The following is an 18,976-nucleotide window of genomic DNA, read 5'->3' on the forward strand; positions in this document are numbered from 1 at the left end:
CGAGGATTCTGCGGCACCACCGGGGTCTTGCCGCAAGCCCCCTGGTGCGCTATATGTTGAACATGGAGGGGCGTACCCCACCATTTTTCCGGGTACGAGCACCAGGGATCGCGCGCCCGCGAGGCGGGACGCTGGCCGGGTGACCAGAATCCGCATCGCCACTGTGTTCACTCTCACCGCACTCGCCGCCCTCACGATCGCGCCCGCCGTTTCGGCCGCGCCGAAGGGTCTCGCCTGGGGTCCCTGCCCGTCCGGATCGCCACCGGGGTACGACTGCGCCGAGATCGAGGTCCCGTTGTCCTATCAGGACCCGGGCGGTCCCAGGATCACCCTCGCGCTCGGCCGTCTCCCCGCGACGGACCAGAAGCACAAACGCGGCACCCTTTTCACCAACCCCGGCGGCCCCGGGAACCACGGCCGCTTCAGCAGGTTCCGGACTCCGTCCCTGCACCGGCAGTTCGACATCGTCGGCTTCGACCCCCGCGGCGTCGGCGCCAGCACACCGGTCCGCTGCTTCACCAGCGACGCGGAAACCGAGCCGCTCAAACGGATCCTGGGCAACTTCCCGATCACCGAGGAGCAGGAGACCCGGCATTTCGCCGACGCCCGCGAGGTCACCGCGTCCTGCGGCCGCAACGCCGGGCCGCTGCTCGGCCATCTGTCCACCGCGAACGTCGCCAGGGACCTCGACAGGATGCGTGAAGCCGTCGGTGAGCGCCGCCTGCGCTATTACGGGCTTTCCTACGGCACCTATGTCGGCGAGGTGTACGCCAACCTCTTCCCGCATCGCGTCGGCGCCTTGGCGCTGGACGCGGCCAACGATCCGATCGCCTGGTCCACCGGGCACCGTCCGGAGGACGCGAACATCCCGTTCAGCATCAGGCTCGGCGGCTTCCGGGACGCGGACCGCGCGCTGCAAGCGTTCCTCGACGCGTGCGCGGCCGACACCCGGTGCGCGTTCCGCGAGCCGGGGAAGGACCTACGGGCCAAGTACGACGCGCTCCTCGACCGGCTGCAAGCCACGCCGGGGCCGGTCACCTATCAGGAGGTCATCCGGCGCACCCACCATGCGCTGACCGACGAGGCCCACTCGCCCGCGCTGGCGGAATTCCTTCAGTCCGTGACGAAACCCGTCGCGGCGAAGACCATCGCGACACCGTTCGATTCCGCGATGGGTGGCGGCGGGACGATCTGTGCCGACACCACGAACCCGCGTGACCCGGCCGCCTGGCCCCGCGCCGCCCGCGCGGCCGACCGGGAAGGCCGCGGTTTCGGTTCCTACGACGCGTATCTCTCCTTGCCGTGCGCCTTCTGGCCCGCCTCCGATCCGGCGCGGTACACGGGGCCGTGGAACCGGCCGACCGCGCCGATCCTGTTGCTGGCCAACGGCAAGGGCGACCCGGAAACCCCGTACGCCGGGGCGAAGCGGGCCGAACGCATCCTCGGCAACGCGCGGCTGCTGACGCTGGACGCCTGGGGGCACGGCGCGTTGAACCGCAGCGCCTGTGTGGACGCGGCTGTCGACGCCTATCTGTCCCACGGACGCCTTCCGGCGCGCGGCACCGTGTGCGCCCCGGATCACGCGCCGTTCGACGCCAGGTAGGCCCGTGCGGTGTCCGCGTCGGTGAGCCAACCGGCGTAATCCGCGGGATCGGCGAAGATGTTCGCGAACCGGCGCGCCACCTCGGGCACCGTCTGCGCGGCTTCCAGGGTGGCCAGCACGTGATCCGGCGGCGGTCCGAGCAGATCGTTGCTCAGCCGGGTCGCGTGCTGCGCCTTTTCCCAGTATTCGGCGAAGGTGCCGCGCAGGAACGCTTCGTCGAACGGACGGTCGCCGTGGTCGAGGACGCGCCGTTCGTAGACCGCGGCCGCGTGCGCCGCCATGTTCGCGCCCTGTCCGGCGATCGGGTCGTTCGTCACCGCGGCGTCGCCCATCGCGAGGACCTTCGCCCCCGACGGCAGCGTCCCGACCGGGTCGCGCACGATCGGCAGGACCCGGCCGCGCAGGACGTCCAGCGGGCCACTGGGGAGGGCGCCGGCGAGTGACTCCTCGACCCACGGGAACTGCTTGCGCAGCAACGCCATCGCGAGCTCGAAGTGCTCGTCGACGCCGGTGACGCCGTCCCACACGTCCATCGGGCCGCCGGGTACGCCGAATAACCCGAGACCGAAGACGGGACCGCGCACGGACTGGATCGGCAGCCCGAACAGCTCACCGGCCTGGGAGAGCCCGAACGTCAGGCCCGGATAAACCGGAAGCGGTTCTTCCCGGCCGGAGACGAGGTACAGGATCCCGATGGTGCGCTGCGGCTCACGATGCGGGGAACGCGCGTCGTCACGCGGGAAGAGGACGTCGAACTGCGGGCCGCGCCCGGCCGCGACGAGCACGAGTTCGAACTCGCGGGCGTACTCCTCCAGCCCCTCCGGGGTCACCTTGCCGATCCGCACCTCGCCGCCCCGGTCGGCGAAGGCGGTCAGCCAGGCGGACACCTTGACCCGCTGATCGACCGACTGCGCGGGCTGGTCGAACCGGGCCTGCCATGAGACGGCGGGCTCCAGGGAGTCCCCGGCGAGCCCGAAAGACGCGCCGAGGATCTCCGGGGCCTGTCCGTCCCAGAAGTTGATGCCCAGCGCGCGTTCCCTGGTCAGCGCGGGATGGAACACGCACTGGTTCGAGATGAGCCTGCCGTGCCTGATCGTTTCGGCGTCGCGGTCGGTGACCACGGTGACGGCGTATCCGTGCCGCTGCAGGCCCAAGGCCAGGACCAGGCCTGCTTGACCGGCCCCGACCACCACGATCCGGCGCATGGCTCCCCCTCAGTCGACCAAGGCTTGGTACACCAGGTTCCTCAATTCGACGCGGATCGGGTAGGTGGAAGAGGGCAGCAACTGGGTGAAGAACAGGACCGTGACGTCCTCGTCCGGGTCGACCCAGAACGCGGTGCTCGCCGCGCCGCCCCAGGCGAATTCCCCGGCGCTGGCCAAGGTCTTCGCCTTCACCGGGTCGTCGAGCACGGAAAAGCCCAGCCCGAAGCCGAAACCGTCGTAGGGCGCCTCGGAGAACCCGGTCCGCCCGCAGGTCTCCAGGTCCACGCCGCCGGGCAGGTGGTTGGTCGCCATGAGCCGCACCGTGCGCGGGCCGAGCAGCCGCACGCCGTCGAGTTCGCCGCCGCGCACCAGCATCTGCGCGAAACGGTGGAAGTCGCCAGCCGTGGAGACCAGCCCTCCGCCACCCGAGAAGCACGCGGGCTTCACGCGGCCGACGGCGCCCAGCTCGTCGTGCCGGAACGGCTCCTTGGTGGCGGGATGCGGCACGTAGAGCGCGGCCAGCCGGTCGAGATCGCCGTCGGCGACCTGGAACCCCGTCTCGTGCATGCCGAGCGGGGCGAAGATCCGCTCGGCGAAGAAGGCGTCGAGCGACTGGCCGGAGACGACCTCGATCAGCCTGCCGAGGATGTCCGTCGCGACCGAATAGTTCCATTCCGAACCCGGCTCGAACAGCAACGGCAGCCGCGCGATGGCCTCGGACACGCCCGCCAGATCGAGCCCCGGCGCGGTGCCGAAGTCGAACCCCGCCTCGCGGTAGGCGGCGTCGACCGGATGCGTGCGGTGGAAACCGTAGGTGAGCCCCGCGGTGTGGGTGAGCAGATGCCAGAGGCGGATCGGTTCGGTGGCGGGCACGGTCGCCTGCTTCACCGACGAGCCACCGGCGAAGACCCGCGGTTCCGCGAACTCCGGCAGCCAGCGGGAGATCGGGTCCTTGAGGTCGATGAGGCCGTCTTCGACGAGCATCATCGCGGCGACCGAGGTGACCGGCTTGGTCATCGAGTAGACGCGCCAGATCGTGTCGGTCTCGACCGGCAGCCCGGCCTCGATGTCGCGCAGCCCGTTCGACGCGAGGTGCGCGACCTTCCCGTTCCTGGTCACCACGGCCAGATACCCGGGGAGCCGCTTTCGCTCCAGATACCCGTCGAAGTGCTTGTCGATCCGGCGCAGCCGCTCCGCGTCGAAACCCACCTCGGCCGGGTCGACGTCCACCTTCAGCTCGATCATGCGACCGAGGCTACGCGTTCCGCTCGGCCTGTTTCTCCAGTCGCCACGCCTCGTCGGTCTTCCCGATCCGCCAGTATCCGGAGATCGACAGCAGGTCGCGCCGCATACCCCGGTCGTCCAGCAGATGACGACGGAGGTCACGGACGAACCCGGCCTCGCCGTGGACGAACGCCTGCACGACACCTTCGCGCCAGTCGAGCGCGCGGACGGCGGCCGCGAGGTCGTCGCCCCGGCTCCGGTGCAGCCAGGTGATCCGCGCGTCGCCCTTGGTGGTCAGCGTCTGCTCTTCGGCGGCGTCCTCCACCAGGATGAACGCGTGCACGGGAACACCCGCCGGCATCGCTTCCAGTGACGCGGCGATCGCGGGCAGGGCGCTCTCGTCACCGGCGAGCAGATGCCAGTCGGCCTCCTCGCCCGGCGCGTACGCCCCGCCAGGACCGGAAATAAGCAGCTCGTCGCCGGGTTTCGCGGCGGCGGCCCACGGCCCGGCGACGCCCTCGTCACCGTGGTGGACGAAGTCGAGCACCAGCTCGCCGAGGTTCGCGTCGAAGGCCCGGACGGTGTACGAGCGCATCCGCGGCCACTGCTCGCGCGGCAGCTCTTCGCGGACGCGGGCCAGGTCGAACGGTTCGGGGTAGGTGACGCCCGGCACCCGGAAGTGCACCTTGACGTAGGCGTCGGTGAATTCGTTGGGCCGGAACGAGGCGATCCCTTCGCCCCCGGCGACGATCCGGACCATATGCGGGGTGATCCGCTCGGTGCGCAGCACCCGCAGCCGGGTCGCCGACACCGCTCTCCGCGCCTCGGCCATGCACACTTCCTTTCCTGGGTTAGGTGAACCTAACCGAGCGTACGCCTCTCGCCGCCGGGCCGGGCCAGGTCTCCCAGCATCCGATCGAAACCCTCCCCGACCCGGCCGGCGAAGCCGACGAAGAACCGGTTCGCCAGTGGAACCGCCCATCGGCTCCAGGTGGCGACGTTGTACACCCGGTGGGTCACCCGGGCACCGGCCGGATCCTCCTCGACGGTGTACTCGCCGCGATACCACCAGCCACCCTGCTGGGCGAGGAAACGACGCTCGGCGTCCATCTCGAAGCCGGGGTTGTACGGCTGCGCCCGCAGCGTCTCCGCGAGCCGGGTGAAGACCTCGGCGACCGGCGCGCGGACCACACCGGCCACCTCGACCAGAAGCTTCACGATGCCCTCGCGGCCGGATCGCTCACCCGGGTGTTCTGGAACGACGCGACGCGCCAGCCGCCGGGCTCCTCCACGAGGACGTACGTCAGCGTCGACTCGCGGCCAGGCTCCGGCTCGCCGTCCGACAGCGACGACCCGCCGCCGGACACGACGATCGCGACGTCCGGCCGGACGAACCGCACCTTGGGCTCACCGCCGCCCGCCTCCAGCTTCGACCCCTTGAGCGGCCCCTCGAACAGCGACCGGTGCGCGCTTTCGATCATCGCCCGCCCGGGCATGTTCATCCCGAAGAAGGTCACGTAGTCGGCGTCTTCGGTGAAGAGCGACGCGTAGGCGGCCGCGTCGCCGTCGTTCCACGCGTCGGCGAGTTCGCCCAGCACGGCGAGGACTTCGGTCTGTCGATCGGTCATGATTCCTCCGCTTGGACGAACACTGTTCGTTTGACGAACACCGTTCTACAGGCGAACGGTGTTCGCGTCAAGTAGAGTGCCCGGCGAACCCAGGACCAGGAGGCGAACGAAGTGAGCAGGCCCCGGCGTCGCGCCGAGAAACCCGTGCTGTCCCAGGAACTCGTGGTGAAGACGGCACTGGACCTCCTCGCCGCCGAGGGGCTGGAGGCGGTGAGCATGCGGCGCGTGGCCCAGGCGCTGGAGACCGGCCCGGCGTCGCTCTACGCCCACGTGGCGAACAAGGAAGAGCTCCACGAGCTGATGGTCGACCATGTGCTCGCCTTCGGCCCGTTCCCGGAGCCCGATCCGGAACGCTGGGTCGAGCAGGCGAAGGAGCTGCTGCGCGACAACGTGCGCGCGCTGACGTCGGTCCCGGGGATCGCCAAGATCGCGTGGGCCATCCCCGTGCCGGTCGGGGCGAACGCCTTGCAGCAGGCCGAAGCGATGCTCGCGGTGCTGCGCGCGGGCGGCCTCGACCTCAGGCGAGCCTTGTTCGCCGCGGACGCTTTATGGCTCTACGCCAAGGCTTTCGCGTACGAAGGCGCGGGCTGGCAGCACGGCGACATCGACCTGGCCGAACAGGAGGAACGCGGCAAGCGGATGGTCGAGTACATGACGTCGTTCCCGCCCAACGCCTTCCCGAACCTGCTGGCCTCGGGTGAGTACTTCACCGCGGAGACCGCGCAGGAACGCTTCGAGTTCGCCATCGATCTCTTCTTGCGCGGCTTGGCTTCCTCTTAAGCACTCCAGGTGAGTCTCCGGTCGGTACTTCCGGTGCGCGGATGGCCGTTTCGCGCGACCTGGCGTGGCGTCTCGAAGGGCACCTTCGAGACGTTGAACGTCCCAAAGGTGCCCTTCAGGACACCAGGTCGATGTCGCGCCTTCAGCTCAGGTGAGCCGGCGCACCAGACCGTCGGCCAGCAACCGCCCCCGGTCGGTCAGCACCGCACGGCCCTGACCGTCCAAAGCGGACTGATCCAGCAGTCCTTCGGCGGCGGCGGCGCGGGCTTCGGCCCGGCCGTCGTCGTCGAGGGCGTCGAGCGGAAGCCCTTCGGACAGCCGGAGTTCCAGCATCACGCGTTCCAGATGCCGGTCCTCGTCGGTCAGCAGCTCACGCCCCGCGGCGGGTGACTCCCCGGCGGCGAGGGACGCGGCGTAGCGGGCCGGATGCTTGACGTTCCACCACCGGACGCCGCCGACGTGGCTGTGCGCGCCGGGACCGGCGCCCCACCAGTCGCCGCCGCGCCAGTAGCCGATGTTGTGCCGGCAGCGGGCTTCCTCCGAGGTCGCCCAGTTGGACACCTCGTACCAGCGCAGCCCCGCCGCGGCGAGGACGCGGTCGATCATCTCGTAGTCGGCGGCCAGCACGTCGTCGTCCGGCGCGGGCAGTTCGCCGCGGCGGATGCGGCGGGCGAGCGCGGTGCCTTCTTCGACGATCAGCGCGTACGCCGAGACGTGGTCGACCCCCGCGGCGAGCACCGCGTCCAGCGAAGCCTGGAGGTCTTCGGTCCGTTCCCCGGGCGTGCCGTAGATGACGTCGAGGTTGACGTGTTCGAACCCCGCGGCGCGGGCTTCTTCGGCGGCCGCGACCGGACGCCCCACGGTGTGCACACGGTCGAGGATCTTCAGCACGTGCCGCGCGGCCGACTGCATCCCGAGCGAGATCCGGTTGTACCCGGCGTCGCGGATGCCCGCGAAGAACTCGGGCGAGGTGGACTCCGGGTTGGACTCGGTCGTCACCTCGGCGTCCGGCGCGAGACCGAAGGTGTCACGAACGGCGTCGAGAACGCTTCGGAGCCCGTCGGCACCGAGCAGGGACGGGGTGCCGCCGCCGACGAAAACGGTGTCGACCGCGGGCGGCTTCCCCAGCACGCGCGCGGCGAGGTCGAACTCGCGCTTGAGGCCTTCGAGCCAGGACTGCGGCGACGAACCGCTGTCCAGTTCGCCGGCGGTGTAGGTGTTGAAGTCGCAGTAGCCGCAGCGGGTCGCACAGAAGGGGACGTGCACGTAGACACCGAACGGTCGCGTGCCGAGCCCTTCCAGCGCGCTCTCGGGGAGGGCGGACTCGACGGGCGTGGCGGTTTCGGGCAGCAACGCGGGCACACCCCAGTGTCCCCCACGCCGTGAAGGCCTCCTTCCCCGGGGAAAGAGGCCTTCACGGAACGCGTCATCGGTCGGCGATGCGTACCTTGACCGACGTGGAGCGGGTGCCGTCCTCGAACCGCACCCAGACGAGGGTCTCCATGCTCAGCGAGTAGTCGTTGACCACGTGGTCGACCGACCAGTCGCCGTAGCGATCCGTGACGGCGTCGCGGCTCATGGCGACCTCGACCAGCACCGTATGGGCCACATGCCCCCGGACGCCCGGCGAGCAGCCGACCGCCTCGAACCGGTACGAGTCGCCCTTGTGCAGAACAGCCCCCTCGTCGGGCGAGATCAGCCTGCACCCCTGCTGTGCCCCGGAAGCGGTACCCGGGATCAGCAGGGACGTCAGCACCATCGCGGCGACCACCCCTCGGCGCATGCGCAACTCCTCCGTCCTCTGTGGATCGGAGATCGAAGCTAGCGGCGTCGGCGGCCCCGCGCGGCCTCACTCACCCGAAGCGGTACTAGGCCAACCCGTTCGCGGCCAGCCATTCCGGCGACGGCGGGATCACCTCGATGATGTCGATCAGGAAGCCGTTCAGGTCCTCGATGTAGAAGTGCCGCTGGCCGAACTCCTCGTCCACGAGTTCGGTGACGATCTTGACCCCCTCCTCGCGCAGCCGCTCGTACTCGGCCGCCGCGTCGTCGACCATGAAGCCGACCATGGAGCCGGCCGCTTCCTGCGCCCGCCACGGCTCCGGCGTGGCCTTGTGCCCACGCTTGGCGAAGCTCATCTCATAGCCGGGGACGCCGACGTTGAGGCTGGAGAACCAGTCGAGCTCGATCGTCACCGACAGCTGCATATGCCGCTTCCACCAGGCGGTGGTCTCGGCGATGTCGTCGACGAGCACACAGGCACCGAAACCGCTGAGTTGCATCTGGTGTTTCCTCCCGGTTCTTAACCACTTGATGCGTAGTACTATAGACATAGTGGTTTGACTGAGGCAAGGAGAATGTTCCGATGCGACAGAACCCGGAGCGCCGGACCGCGCTCACCGACGCCGCGATCACCGTCCTCGCCCGCGAGGGCGCTCGCGGCCTCACCTACCGCGCCGTGGACGTCGAAGCGGACGTCCCGCCGGGAACGACGTCGAACTACTTCCGCAACCGGGACCAGCTGCTCGGCGAGGTGGGCGTCCGCGTGCAGGAACGACTGTCGGCCCCGGCCGAGGTGATGGCGAACCCGCAGGCGGAATCGCCGTCCCACGACCGGGTCGGCGTCCTGCTCGGCGAGCTCATGGGCCGCCTGACCGCCCACCGCGAGCCCTACCTCGCCCTGCTCGAACTACGGCTCGAAGCCACCCGCCGCCCGGATCTCTCGGCCGCGCTGTCCAAGACCATCCGTGAGGGCATCGACATGAGCGTCGACTGGCACATCGCGGCGGGGATGCCGGGCGGGCGCGCCGAAGTACTGCTGATGTACCTCGCGCTGACCGGGCTCACCGTCGAACGGCTCACCCTGCCGGAGGTGCTCGCGGACGTCACCGACGAGGAGGTCATCCGGATCATCGTGGACCGCGTCCTGCCGTCGTGAGGAGCGCGCGTTCTGCGTCACAATGCCCGGCGTCGAACCCGGACTTGACCTTCCAGTCAGGCGTTTGACCAGCAAAAACAGTCGAATCCGGACGGTGTTCCCAGCATTCGGACCGGCCTGGACCACATAGTGGGCGCGTGGCACGCTGAATCAATGACCCGCGCCGGAATCACCCTCGTGGCACGCCGCCACGTGGACCTCCGTCGTGTGGCGAGCGCGCTCTGTGCGACGAACCGCTGACTCCCCGCCACCACCACGATCTGCCGGAGGACTCCCATGTCGTCGCCCACGCGCGAGACCCCTGCCCGCACGCCCCGGGTGAAACAGAAACGGGGCGAGGGACAGTGGGCGCTGGGGTATCGCGAACCCCTGAACCCCAACGAGCGGTCCAAAAAGGACGACAACCCGCTCAACGTCCGTGCGCGGATCGAGAACATCTACGCCCGCGGCGGCTTCGACTCGATCGACCCGGGCGACCTCCGCGGCCGGTTCCGCTGGTTCGGTCTCTACACCCAGCGCAAGCCGGGGATCGACGGCGGCCGCACCGCGACGCTGGAACCCGAAGAGCTCGACGACCGCTACTTCATGCTGCGGGTGCGGATCGACGGCGGCGCGCTGACCACCGGCCAGCTGGCCGTGCTCGCCGAGATCTCGCAGACCCACGCGCGCGACACCGCCGACATCACCGACCGCCAGAACATCCAGTACCACTGGATCCAGATCGAGGACGTCCCGACGATCTGGGACAAGCTCGAAAAGGCCGGGATGACCACGCTGGAAGCGTGCGGCGACAGCCCGCGCGTCATCCTCGGCTCCCCCGTCGCGGGTATCGCCGCCGACGAGATCATCGACGGCACCCCCGCGATCGACGAGATCAAACGCCGCTACATCGGCGACCCGCGCTACTCGAACCTGCCGCGCAAGTTCAAGACCGCGGTCTCCGGGCAGCAGGACGTCGCGCACGAGATCAACGACGTCGCCTTCGTCGGCGTGAACCACCCCGAACACGGCCCCGGCTTCGACGTCTGGGTCGGCGGCGGGCTGTCCACCAACCCGATGATCGGGCAGCGGCTGGGTGCCTGGGTCTCCCTCGACGAGGTCCCCGACGTGTGGGAAGGCGTGATCAGCGTCTTCCGCGACTACGGCTACCGGCGGCTCCGCGCCCGCGCCCGGATCAAGTTCCTGGTCAAGGACTGGGGCGCCGCGAAGTTCCGCCAGGTGCTGGAGGACGAGTACCTCAAGCGCAAGCTGACCGACGGCCCCGCGCCCGAGGTGCCCGCCGGCCAGATCGACCACGTCGGCGTGCACCCGCAGGTCGACGGGAAGTTCTACGTCGGTGCCGCGCCGGTCGCGGGCCGGGTCTCCGGGTCCACCCTGCTGGCGGTCGCCAAGGCCGCCGAGCGGGCCGGGTCGAACCGCGTCCGCCTGACCCCGCACCAGAAGCTCGTGGTCCTCGACGTCCCCGAGGCCGAGGTGAACGGGCTGAAGAGCGAGCTGTCCGAGCTCGGCTTGGAGACCGAACCTTCGCCGTGGCGCCGCGGGATCATGGCCTGCACCGGCCTGGAGTTCTGCAAACTCGCCATCGTCGAGACCAAGGCCCGCGCGATCGAGCTGGTCACCGAACTGGAAAAACGTCTCGCCGACATCCAGGCCGAGATCGAGAACCCGGTGACCGTGCACCTCAACGGCTGCCCCAACTCGTGCGCCCGCGTCCAGACCGCCGACATCGGGCTGAAAGGCCAGATCGTCACCGACGAGGACGGCAAGCAGGTCGAGGGCTTCCAGGTGCACCTCGGCGGCGGGCTCGGCCTGGACGCCGGGTTCGGCCGGAAACTGCGCGGGCACAAGGTGACCGCGTCGGAACTGACCGCGTACGTCGAACGGGTCGTGCGGGCGTACATCGCCGGCCGCGAACCCGGTGAACGGTTCGCCCAGTGGGTCCTGCGGGCCGACGAGGGCGTCTTGCAATGACCGAACGCGCGACCCCGTACTACTGCCCTTTCTGTGGCGATGAAGATCTCCGGCCGGAAGAGGGCGGCTCGTGGCTGTGCTCGGGCTGCCGCCGGGTCTTCACCGTGAAGTTCCTCGGACTGTCCGTTCCGGAGGTGTCGCAAGGATGACCGCCACTGCCGACTACAAGACCCTCGCCGAACGGGCCTCGAAGGAGCTCGCGGAGGCGACCGCGACCGAAGCCCTGCGCTGGACCGCGGAGACCTTCGGTGACGATTTCATCGTCGCGTCGAACATGCAGGACGCCGTCCTCATCGATCTGGCCACCCAGGTCAAACCCGACGTCGACGTGCTGTTCCTGCAGACCGGCTACCACTTCCCGGAGACCATCGGCACCCGTGACGCCGTGCAGGCGGTGTACCCCGGCGTGCGGATCGTCAACGCCGAGGCCGCACAGAGCGTCGCCGAGCAGGACGCCGAGTACGGGCCGAAGCTGCACGAACGCGACCCGAACCAGTGCTGCCACCTGCGCAAGGTCGTGCCGCTGCGGAACACGCTCGCGAAGTACTCGGCGTGGGTGACCGGCGTCCGCCGTGTCGACGCGCCGACCCGCGCGAACACCCCCATCGTCACCTGGGATGACCGCAACGGGCTGGTGAAGATCAACCCGATCGCGCCGTGGTCCGACGACGAGTTCAGGGACTACATCGACGAGCACGGGATCCTCGAGAACCCGTTGGTGTCCATCGGTTATCTGTCGATCGGCTGCGCGCCGTGCACGGCCAAGGTCGCTCCGGGCCAGGACCCGCGCAGCGGCCGGTGGGCCGGGCAGGGCAAGACCGAGTGCGGTTTGCACGGGTGAGAAGGGACGACATGACCACGCTCGAACCAGTCGCCGCCGCGGCACAGGACAACCTGGCGGCCTTGGAATCAGAGGCCATCCACATCTTCCGCGAGGTGGCGGGCGAGTTCGACCGGCCGGTGATCCTGTTCTCCGGCGGCAAGGACTCGACGCTCCTGCTGCACCTGGCGATCAAGGCGTTCTGGCCCGCTCCGGTGCCGTTTCCGTTGCTGCACGTGGACACCGGGCACAACTTCGACGAGGTCATCGACTTCCGCGACCGCGTCGTCGAACAGCACGGGCTGCGGCTGGTGGTGGCGAAGGTCCAGGACTGGATCGACGACGGCAGGCTCGAAGAGCGCGCCGACGGCATGCGCAACCCGCTGCAGACCACGCCGCTGCTCGACACGATCGCCGAGAACAAGTTCGACGCGGTCTTCGGCGGCGGCCGCCGCGACGAGGAACGTGCCCGCGCCAAGGAACGGATCTTCAGTCTGCGCAACGCTTTCGGCCAGTGGGAGCCGCGGCGGCAGCGCCCCGAACTGTGGAACCTCTACAACGGCAGGCACCGCCCCGGCGAGCAGGTCCGCGTCTTCCCGCTGTCCAACTGGACCGAGGCCGACGTCTGGAACTACATCGCGCGGGAGAAGGTCGAGCTGCCGTCGATCTACTACGCGCACCGCCGCGAGGTCTACCAGCGCGACGGCATGTGGCTGGCCGAAGGCCCGTGGGGTGGCCCGAGGCCTGACGAGGTCGTCAAGGAACTGACCGTCCGCTACCGGACCGTCGGCGACGGTTCGTGCACGGGCGCCATCGAATCGACCGCCGCCACGGTGGACGAGGTCATCGCCGAGGTCTCGGCCTCCCGGCTCACCGAACGCGGCGCCACCCGCGCCGACGACCGGATGTCGGAGGCGGCGATGGAAGACCGCAAGCGGGAAGGGTACTTCTGATGTCCAGCCTCCTCAGGCTCGCGACCGCGGGCAGTGTGGACGACGGGAAGTCGACCCTGGTCGGGCGGCTCCTGTACGACACCAAATCCGTCCTCGCCGACCAGCTGGACGCGGTCACCCGCGCCAGTGTCGACAAAGGACTGTCCACTCCGGACCTCTCCCTGCTCGTGGACGGCCTGCGTTCGGAACGCGAGCAGGGCATCACGATCGACGTGGCGTACCGGTACTTCGCGACTCCGAAGCGGAGTTTCGTGCTGGCGGACACACCAGGCCACGTGCAGTACACGCGGAACACGGTGACCGGGGCGTCCACCGCGCAGCTGGCCGTGCTGCTGGTCGACGCGCGCAAGGGCGTCATCGAGCAGACCCGTCGTCACGCCGCGGTGCTCGCGCTGCTCGGCGTCCCGAACCTGGTGCTCGCGGTCAACAAGATCGACCTCGTCGGCTACGACGAAGCGACGTTCACCGTGATCGCCGAGGAGTTCGCCGAGCACGCCGCGTCACTGGGCTACGAGCGGGGTTCCGTGCTCGCGGTGCCGGTTTCGGCGCTGGTGGGCGACAACGTGGCGGAGAAGTCGGACAAGACCCCCTGGTATTCCGGCCCGACGCTGCTGGAGCACCTGGAAACGGTGCCCGTGGCGCCGGATCCGCACGATTCGGCGTTCCGATTCCCGGTGCAGTACGTGATCCGGCCGCGCACGGCCGACCACCCCGACTACCGTGGGTACGCGGGGCAGATCGCGGCGGGCACCGTCCGGCCGGGCGACGAGATCGTCGTGCTCCCGCAAGGAATCCGCAGCCGGGTGGAGGCCATCGACACCGCCGACGGGCCGCTCGCCGAAGCCGGCGCCGGCACCTCGGTGACGCTGTTGCTCACCGACGACGTCGACATCTCGCGGGGTGACCTGATCGCCGCCGCGGACCGGCAGCCGACGGTGACCGACGAGATCACCGCGACCCTGTGCTGGCTCTCGGCCAAGGCGCTCAAACCGGGCGCGCGGGTGCTGGTGAAGCACGGGACGCGGACGGTGCAGGCTCTCGTCGGCGAACTCCACGCGCGGTTCGACGAGCAGACGTTGTCCAGTGTGGACGATCCGGGCACATTGGAACTCAACGACATCGGCCGGGTCACGCTCCGGCTGGCTGAGGAGATCGGCGTCGACGACTACGGCGTCAGCCCGAGGACGGGCGCTTTCCTGGTCATCGACCCGAAGGACGGCGATACACTGGCGGCCGGACTCGTCGGCGAAAGGTTCGCATGACCCCACCGCTCCTCGCCGTCGCCCACGGCAGCCGCGATCCGCGGTCCGCCGCGACCATCCGCGCCCTGCTCGACGTCTCCCGTGGGCTGGCGCCGGAAGTCGACATCCGCGAGTCCTTTTTGGATCTCTCGGAGCCGCTGCTCACCGACGCCCTGCGCGGTTTGTACGCCGAGGGACATCGCGAGGTCGTCGTGGTGCCCCTGCTACTGGGCGTGGCCTACCACGCCCGGGTCGACCTGCCCGCGCTCGTCGCCGAGGCGACCGCGGACTGCCCGGGCCTCGACGTGCGGGTTTCCGGGGTGCTGGGCATCGACCCGCTCATCGAGACGGTCGCGCTGGACCGGCTCGCCGAGGCGGGAGCGGACCTGGACGATCCCGGGCTGGGCGTCCTGCTGGCCGGCGTCGGGTCGTCGAACGTCGCGGCGAACGACGCGGTCGCCGGGATCACAACCCGCTGGCACCTTCGTCGCGGATTGCTCGCCACCCCGGCCTTCGCCAGCGCCGCGCAGCCGGACGTGCCCGCCGCCATCGCGCGGTTGCGGCTCAACGGCGCGCAGCGGCTCGCGGTCGCGGGCTGGTTCCTCGCGCCGGGACTCCTGCCGGACCGGATCGCACGCCTGGCCCGGGAAGCCGACCCGTCGGTGATCGTCGCCGGGCCGCTGGGGCCGGATCCGCGGATCGCCGGGCTCGTCCTGGACCGCTACGACGTCGCCGCGGCCCGGCTCGCCGCCTGATCGTTCATCGGCTCAGTAGAACGTTTCGTCCCGTTCGGACCCTTGATACCGATCTTCGGTGGGTCTCATTCCCATTTTCGTGACACCCCGCGTATGGGAACGGAGATTTCTTGACGGGTTACTTAACTTGCCGGTAACTCTCTAAACGCTGCGCAGCTCCCTCTCTCCCCATCGAACCCCCAGGTAGGTGGAACATGAAGGCTGCCATCCGTGCCTTGGTCTGCGCCTCGGCCGTGCTCGTCCCGTTCGCCGGTCTCGCCGCACCGGCTTCCGCGGCGACCACCGTCGTCTTCGACTGCGAGGCGAAGCCGCCGCTCGTCGGCAACAAGTACCTCAAGCTGAACCAGGACGCCGACGTCACCGCTCCGGCCACGGTCGCTCCCGGCGCCGCGCTCGACGTCGTCATCGACCCGGCGCCGAACACCGTCCCGGCCGAGGTCAGCGGCTACCAGGTCAAGAACATCAAGGACTTCGCCCTGAAGATCCCGATCCCGGCGAACTCGACCTGGGTAGGCGCCGACCTCGCCGGCGGCTCCGGCATCGGCTCGACCCCGCCCAAGATCACCGTCTCCGGCAGCGTCGCGACGCTGAGCTTCCCCGGCCCCATCGCGGGCGGTTCGACGTTCGAACTGCCGACCGTGACCGCGCATCTGACCGCGGGCTCGTCCGGCACCATCGAGACGAAACTGGGCGGGACCAGCTACAGCGACCCGGGCCTGACGTTCACCGCCGTGGTCAGCGCCGGTTTCGACGTCTCCGCCCCGACCGCCTGTTTCCCGAACCCGAGCCCGACCTTCACCACGACGACGATCGGCTGACCCGTGCCTGCGCCACCGTCGTGGAGATGGTGGCGCAGGCCACTGCCCGGCCCGACTTCGCCCGTGCGAAGGTGGGGCATGGCTGACGAACTGGTGCACTACGACGTGGTGGGCGGCACCGCCACGATCACCTTGGATTCCCCGCACAACCGCAACGCGCTCTCCGCCCAGCTGCGGCGTGAACTGAGCGAATCGCTGGACAAGGCGAAGTCGGACGACGCCGTGCGGGTCATCGTGCTCACCCACACCGGACCGGTGTTCTGCGCGGGCATGGATCTCAAGGAGGCCCGCGGCGCCGGTGCGGGCGCGCAGGGCGTCAACGAGTTCCCGAAGATCCTCCAGCAGCTGTGGACCAGCCCCAAACCGGTCGTGGCGAGGCTGGCGGGCCCCGCGCGGGCGGGCGGGATCGGCATGGTGGCCGCGACCGACATCGCCGTGGCCGTCCACGAAGCGACCTTCGCCTTCTCCGAGGTACGGATCGGTGTCGTCCCCGCCGTCATCTCGCTCACCGTGCTGCCCCGGCTCAACGCCCGCGCCGCGCACGAGCTCTTCCTGACCGGTGACACCTTCGACGCGAAACGCGCCGTCGAGATCGGCCTGCTGAACTCCGCCGTTCCAGCCGGCGAACTCGACGGCGAGGTCGCCCGCTACGTCAAGGCGCTCGCCCTCGGCGGGCCGAAGGCACTCGCGGCGACGAAGGAACTGCTCAGCAAGCCTCGCCCGGCGACGCCGTCCGAAGGCTTCGAGGCCATGAACAAGTTGTCCGCCGGATTCTTCGCGAGCGAAGAAGGCCAGGAGGGCATCACGGCCTTCGCGCAGAAGCGCAAGCCGAACTGGGTCCCGGAGGCCTAATCCGGCAAGACGACAGTGAGGCGCCGGGAGTCCTTCCGATCACCGGAGGGCCCCAGCGCCCGCTGCGCGTCGGACAGCACGCTGCGGACGGCCAGATACGCCTTGGGATCACGCTCCCTGAGGCCCGAGGAACCGGACCAGATCAGCACGTGCTCGCCGGGCGGGAGCCACGACAGGTCGGTGAGGCAGTCGTAGAGCGCGTCGAGGTTCTTCCCGAAGTAGTCGGGGAACGACAGCGCCTCCGCGATCGCGTCGAGCGTCGAGTCCTTGTCGACCGTCCGCGTGCCGTCGAGCAGATGCGGATACGCGCCGCGGGCGAACGCCTTGTCCGCCGCTTCCTTGCCCGCGCTCATCGGCTGGGATCCACGACGACGAAGGACTTGTAGTGGTCCTCGGTGTAGTACAGCTCCTTGCCGCCACCGGTCACCAGCCGCCTCGCCCCGCGATCAGGGCTGCCCGGCGTCTTGACCGTGTATTCCCGGTAGTAGCCGGACCCCTTGGCCGGCAGGACCTTCTCCCGGTTCTGGAAGGTGACGTCGTCGTTGCGCGGATACGGGTACGGCCCGTCCGCCTGGATGAGCTTCCAGGTGTCGGACGCCTGCGGGGGAAGGCCGGTGAGCGGTTTGACCGGCAGCCCGGACTCCGCGCCCGCGACCTTGCCCTTCGCCCCGCTCGCCGCGGCGTCGCCCGACGGCGCGGCCGAAGCGGACGAACTCGCCGGGGCGCTCTTCGTGTCGTCACCGCTGATGCCGTCCTTGACGAACCAGCCTGCGAGCACCAGCACGATCAGGCCGATCAGGGCGGCGGTGATCCGCCTACGGTTGAACATGGTGTGCCAGCTTAGGACGGCCGGTCGGAGTCGTTCGCATCGCGGGCCGTGCCGAAGAACCGGGCGAGCTTGCCGAACACCGTGTCGAGCACCAAGGCCGCGACCAGGCACAGCGGCACCACGACCGCCATGACCAGCACGAACTGGACGGGGAACGGGGCCTGCGCGAGCCACAGCTCGACGCCGTCCCACCAGTCTGCAAGCCCGTTGAACACGCTGTGAGCCTACGCTCGCGCCCGCTGCCACCACCGGTCAGGCCATGTAGGTTGCTGACATGTTCGCCGTTTACGCTTCCGAACCCAACGCCGAAAAGCCGCTGGACTCGCTCGTGATCGGCGAGCGACCGGAGCCCGACGTGCCCGAAGGCTGGGTGCGGGTCGGCATCAAGGCCGCCAGCCTCAACATGCACGACCTGTGGACGTTGCGCGGCGTCGGCATCAAACCCGAGCAGTTCCCGATGATCCTGGGCTGCGACGGCGCGGGCACCCTCGACGACGGCACCGAGGTCGTCGTCCACTCGGTGATCAACGCCCCGGGCTGGCAGGGCGACGACACTCTCGACCCGAAGCGCACCCTGCTCACCGAGAAGTACCAAGGCACCTTCGCCGAGCAGGTCGTGGTCCCGGCGCGCAACGTCGTGCCGAAGCCGTCGAGCCTGACCTTCGCCGAAGCCGCGACCATGGGCACGGCGTGGCTGACCGCGTACCGGATGCTGTTCGTGAAGTCCGGGCTGCGGCCGGGACAGACGATGCTCGTGCAGGGCGCGTCCGGCGGCGTCTCGACCGCCCTCGTCCAGCTCGGGCGTGCGGCCGGGTTCCGGGTCTGGGTGACCGGGCGCAGCGAGGAAAAGCGTGCGCTGGCCGAGAGTCTGGGCGCACATCAGACCTTTGAGTCCGGCGCGCGGCTGCCGGAGCGGGTCGACGCCGTCTTCGAAACCGTCGGCAAGGCGACCTGGTCGCACTCGGTGAAGTCGCTCAAACCGGGCGGGATCATCGTCGTTTCGGGCTCGACCAGCGGCCCGGACGCTCACGCGGAGTTGCAGCGCGTGTTCTTTCTGCAACTGCGGATCGCGGGTTCGACCATGGGGACCAGGGACGAACTGAACGATCTCCTCGCCTACCTCGAGCTCACCGGGGTCCGTCCGCAGATCGGCACCGAGCTTCCGTTCGCCGAAGCCGAAACCGGGTTTAAGAACATGCTCGACGGGGAAACTTCCGGCAAGGTGGTCTTCACACATTCATCGGAGGGGTGAGCTCTCCCCCCTCGCCGCGATGAAGTGCGCACATAGGCGCACGTCCCCGCGTTCCGCCCAGGTCAAGCAGTCATTTCGCAGTCTTGTCAAGTGTCAAGAACGTTATG

The 18,976-nt window shown here is 69.4% G+C and carries 24 protein-coding genes; 13 read left to right on the plus strand and 11 right to left on the minus strand.

Annotation, left to right across the window (positions count from 1 at the left end):
- The first annotated feature begins 139 nt into the window (after positions 1-139).
- Positions 140-1,603: an alpha/beta hydrolase gene (locus tag ACXIZN_RS22125; RefSeq protein WP_457956624.1), complete on the plus strand. Its 1,464-nt coding sequence runs from the start codon at positions 140-142 to the stop codon at positions 1,601-1,603.
- Here ACXIZN_RS22125 and ACXIZN_RS22130 read toward each other — a convergent pair.
- From ACXIZN_RS22130 to ACXIZN_RS22150, 5 genes are read right to left on the minus strand one after another with little or no spacing between them, the layout of a single operon-like run.
- A complete protein-coding gene (locus tag ACXIZN_RS22130) occupies positions 1,579-2,808 on the minus strand; it encodes a styrene monooxygenase/indole monooxygenase family protein (RefSeq protein WP_457956626.1) in 1,230 nt (409 codons plus the stop codon). The genes ACXIZN_RS22125 and ACXIZN_RS22130 overlap by 25 nt on opposite strands.
- Before the next feature lie 9 nt (positions 2,809-2,817).
- A complete protein-coding gene (locus tag ACXIZN_RS22135) occupies positions 2,818-4,053 on the minus strand; it encodes a serine hydrolase domain-containing protein (protein WP_457956628.1) in 1,236 nt (411 codons plus the stop codon).
- 10 nt (positions 4,054-4,063) lie between these two features.
- Positions 4,064-4,864: a siderophore-interacting protein gene (locus tag ACXIZN_RS22140; RefSeq protein ID WP_457956629.1), complete on the minus strand. Its 801-nt coding sequence runs from the start codon at positions 4,862-4,864 to the stop codon at positions 4,064-4,066.
- A gap of 29 nt (positions 4,865-4,893) precedes the next feature.
- The gene (locus ACXIZN_RS22145; RefSeq protein ID WP_457956631.1) at positions 4,894-5,250 is read right to left on the minus strand and encodes a hypothetical protein; all 357 of its coding nucleotides are present in this window, start codon (positions 5,248-5,250) and stop codon (positions 4,894-4,896) included.
- Entirely contained in the window at positions 5,247-5,660 is a 414-nt protein-coding gene (locus tag ACXIZN_RS22150; RefSeq protein ID WP_457956633.1) for an SgcJ/EcaC family oxidoreductase, read from the minus strand. Before ACXIZN_RS22150 ends, ACXIZN_RS22145 begins: the two co-directional genes overlap by 4 nt.
- 111 nt (positions 5,661-5,771) lie before the next feature.
- On the opposite strand from ACXIZN_RS22150, the gene ACXIZN_RS22155 reads away from it, so the two are divergent.
- Positions 5,772-6,440: a TetR/AcrR family transcriptional regulator gene (locus tag ACXIZN_RS22155; protein ID WP_457956634.1), complete on the plus strand. Its 669-nt coding sequence runs from the start codon at positions 5,772-5,774 to the stop codon at positions 6,438-6,440.
- 147 nt (positions 6,441-6,587) lie between these two features.
- Here the strand turns inward: ACXIZN_RS22155 and hemW are convergent, their stop codons facing one another.
- The 3 genes from hemW to ACXIZN_RS22170 all read right to left on the minus strand — a co-directional run bounded on the left by hemW (position 6,588) and on the right by ACXIZN_RS22170 (position 8,722).
- Positions 6,588-7,802, minus strand: a complete 1,215-nt coding sequence (gene hemW, locus ACXIZN_RS22160) for a radical SAM family heme chaperone HemW (RefSeq protein ID WP_457956636.1) — start codon at positions 7,800-7,802, stop codon at positions 6,588-6,590.
- 64 nt (positions 7,803-7,866) lie between these two features.
- Complete coding sequence (locus ACXIZN_RS22165) at positions 7,867-8,223, minus strand: hypothetical protein (protein WP_457956637.1); 357 nt, start codon at positions 8,221-8,223, stop codon at positions 7,867-7,869.
- An 85-nt stretch (positions 8,224-8,308) separates the two neighbouring features.
- A complete protein-coding gene (locus tag ACXIZN_RS22170; protein WP_457956639.1) occupies positions 8,309-8,722 on the minus strand; it encodes a VOC family protein in 414 nt (137 codons plus the stop codon).
- 83 nt (positions 8,723-8,805) lie between these two features.
- Between ACXIZN_RS22170 and ACXIZN_RS22175 the strand changes: the two genes are divergently transcribed.
- The 10 genes from ACXIZN_RS22175 (at position 8,806) to ACXIZN_RS22220 (ending at position 16,788) form a co-directional block, all read left to right on the plus strand.
- Positions 8,806-9,378 (plus strand): TetR/AcrR family transcriptional regulator, encoded by a 573-nt coding sequence (locus ACXIZN_RS22175; protein WP_457956641.1) that lies wholly within the window; start codon positions 8,806-8,808, stop codon positions 9,376-9,378.
- Positions 9,379-9,531: 153 nt separating this feature from the next.
- Positions 9,532-9,618, plus strand: a complete 87-nt coding sequence (locus tag ACXIZN_RS22180; protein WP_360907593.1) for a putative leader peptide — start codon at positions 9,532-9,534, stop codon at positions 9,616-9,618.
- Positions 9,619-9,654: 36 nt separating this feature from the next.
- On the plus strand, positions 9,655-11,349 hold the full coding sequence (locus tag ACXIZN_RS22185; RefSeq protein WP_457956643.1) for a nitrite/sulfite reductase: 1,695 nt from the start codon (positions 9,655-9,657) through the stop codon (positions 11,347-11,349).
- Positions 11,346-11,498, plus strand: a complete 153-nt coding sequence (locus tag ACXIZN_RS22190; RefSeq protein ID WP_457956644.1) for an Insertion element protein — start codon at positions 11,346-11,348, stop codon at positions 11,496-11,498. Before ACXIZN_RS22185 ends, ACXIZN_RS22190 begins: the two co-directional genes overlap by 4 nt.
- Positions 11,495-12,190, plus strand: coding sequence for a phosphoadenylyl-sulfate reductase (locus tag ACXIZN_RS22195; RefSeq protein WP_219153622.1), 696 nt, complete (start codon positions 11,495-11,497; stop codon positions 12,188-12,190). The genes ACXIZN_RS22190 and ACXIZN_RS22195 overlap by 4 nt, the downstream gene beginning before the upstream one ends.
- A gap of 11 nt (positions 12,191-12,201) precedes the next feature.
- Positions 12,202-13,122, plus strand: coding sequence for a sulfate adenylyltransferase subunit CysD (gene cysD / locus ACXIZN_RS22200; protein ID WP_034316337.1), 921 nt, complete (start codon positions 12,202-12,204; stop codon positions 13,120-13,122).
- Positions 13,122-14,384 (plus strand): sulfate adenylyltransferase subunit 1, encoded by a 1,263-nt coding sequence (locus ACXIZN_RS22205; protein WP_126729544.1) that lies wholly within the window; start codon positions 13,122-13,124, stop codon positions 14,382-14,384. The genes cysD and ACXIZN_RS22205 overlap by 1 nt, the downstream gene beginning before the upstream one ends.
- Positions 14,381-15,118, plus strand: coding sequence for a sirohydrochlorin chelatase (locus tag ACXIZN_RS22210; protein WP_457956645.1), 738 nt, complete (start codon positions 14,381-14,383; stop codon positions 15,116-15,118). The genes ACXIZN_RS22205 and ACXIZN_RS22210 overlap by 4 nt, the downstream gene beginning before the upstream one ends.
- 194 nt (positions 15,119-15,312) lie before the next feature.
- Positions 15,313-15,936, plus strand: coding sequence for a cyclase (locus ACXIZN_RS22215; RefSeq protein WP_126729547.1), 624 nt, complete (start codon positions 15,313-15,315; stop codon positions 15,934-15,936).
- A 78-nt stretch (positions 15,937-16,014) separates the two neighbouring features.
- A complete protein-coding gene (locus ACXIZN_RS22220; RefSeq protein ID WP_457956646.1) occupies positions 16,015-16,788 on the plus strand; it encodes an enoyl-CoA hydratase-related protein in 774 nt (257 codons plus the stop codon).
- Here ACXIZN_RS22220 and ACXIZN_RS22225 read toward each other — a convergent pair.
- Genes ACXIZN_RS22225 through ACXIZN_RS22235 form a run of 3 tightly spaced genes read right to left on the minus strand, consistent with a single transcriptional unit; the run spans position 16,785 to position 17,832 of the window.
- A complete protein-coding gene (locus tag ACXIZN_RS22225) occupies positions 16,785-17,141 on the minus strand; it encodes a barstar family protein (protein ID WP_457956648.1) in 357 nt (118 codons plus the stop codon). The two genes, ACXIZN_RS22220 and ACXIZN_RS22225, sit on opposite strands and share 4 nt — an antisense overlap.
- The gene (locus ACXIZN_RS22230) at positions 17,138-17,617 is read right to left on the minus strand and encodes a ribonuclease domain-containing protein (RefSeq protein ID WP_457956649.1); all 480 of its coding nucleotides are present in this window, start codon (positions 17,615-17,617) and stop codon (positions 17,138-17,140) included. The genes ACXIZN_RS22225 and ACXIZN_RS22230 overlap by 4 nt, the downstream gene beginning before the upstream one ends.
- Positions 17,618-17,628: 11 nt before the next feature.
- On the minus strand, positions 17,629-17,832 hold the full coding sequence (locus ACXIZN_RS22235) for a hypothetical protein (protein ID WP_126729554.1): 204 nt from the start codon (positions 17,830-17,832) through the stop codon (positions 17,629-17,631).
- 59 nt (positions 17,833-17,891) lie between these two features.
- Between ACXIZN_RS22235 and ACXIZN_RS22240 the strand changes: the two genes are divergently transcribed.
- Positions 17,892-18,869 (plus strand): zinc-binding dehydrogenase, encoded by a 978-nt coding sequence (locus ACXIZN_RS22240; protein WP_457956650.1) that lies wholly within the window; start codon positions 17,892-17,894, stop codon positions 18,867-18,869.
- Positions 18,870-18,976 lie beyond the last annotated feature (107 nt).

The sequence above is a fragment of the Amycolatopsis sp. TRM77291 genome, assembly GCF_054166285.1.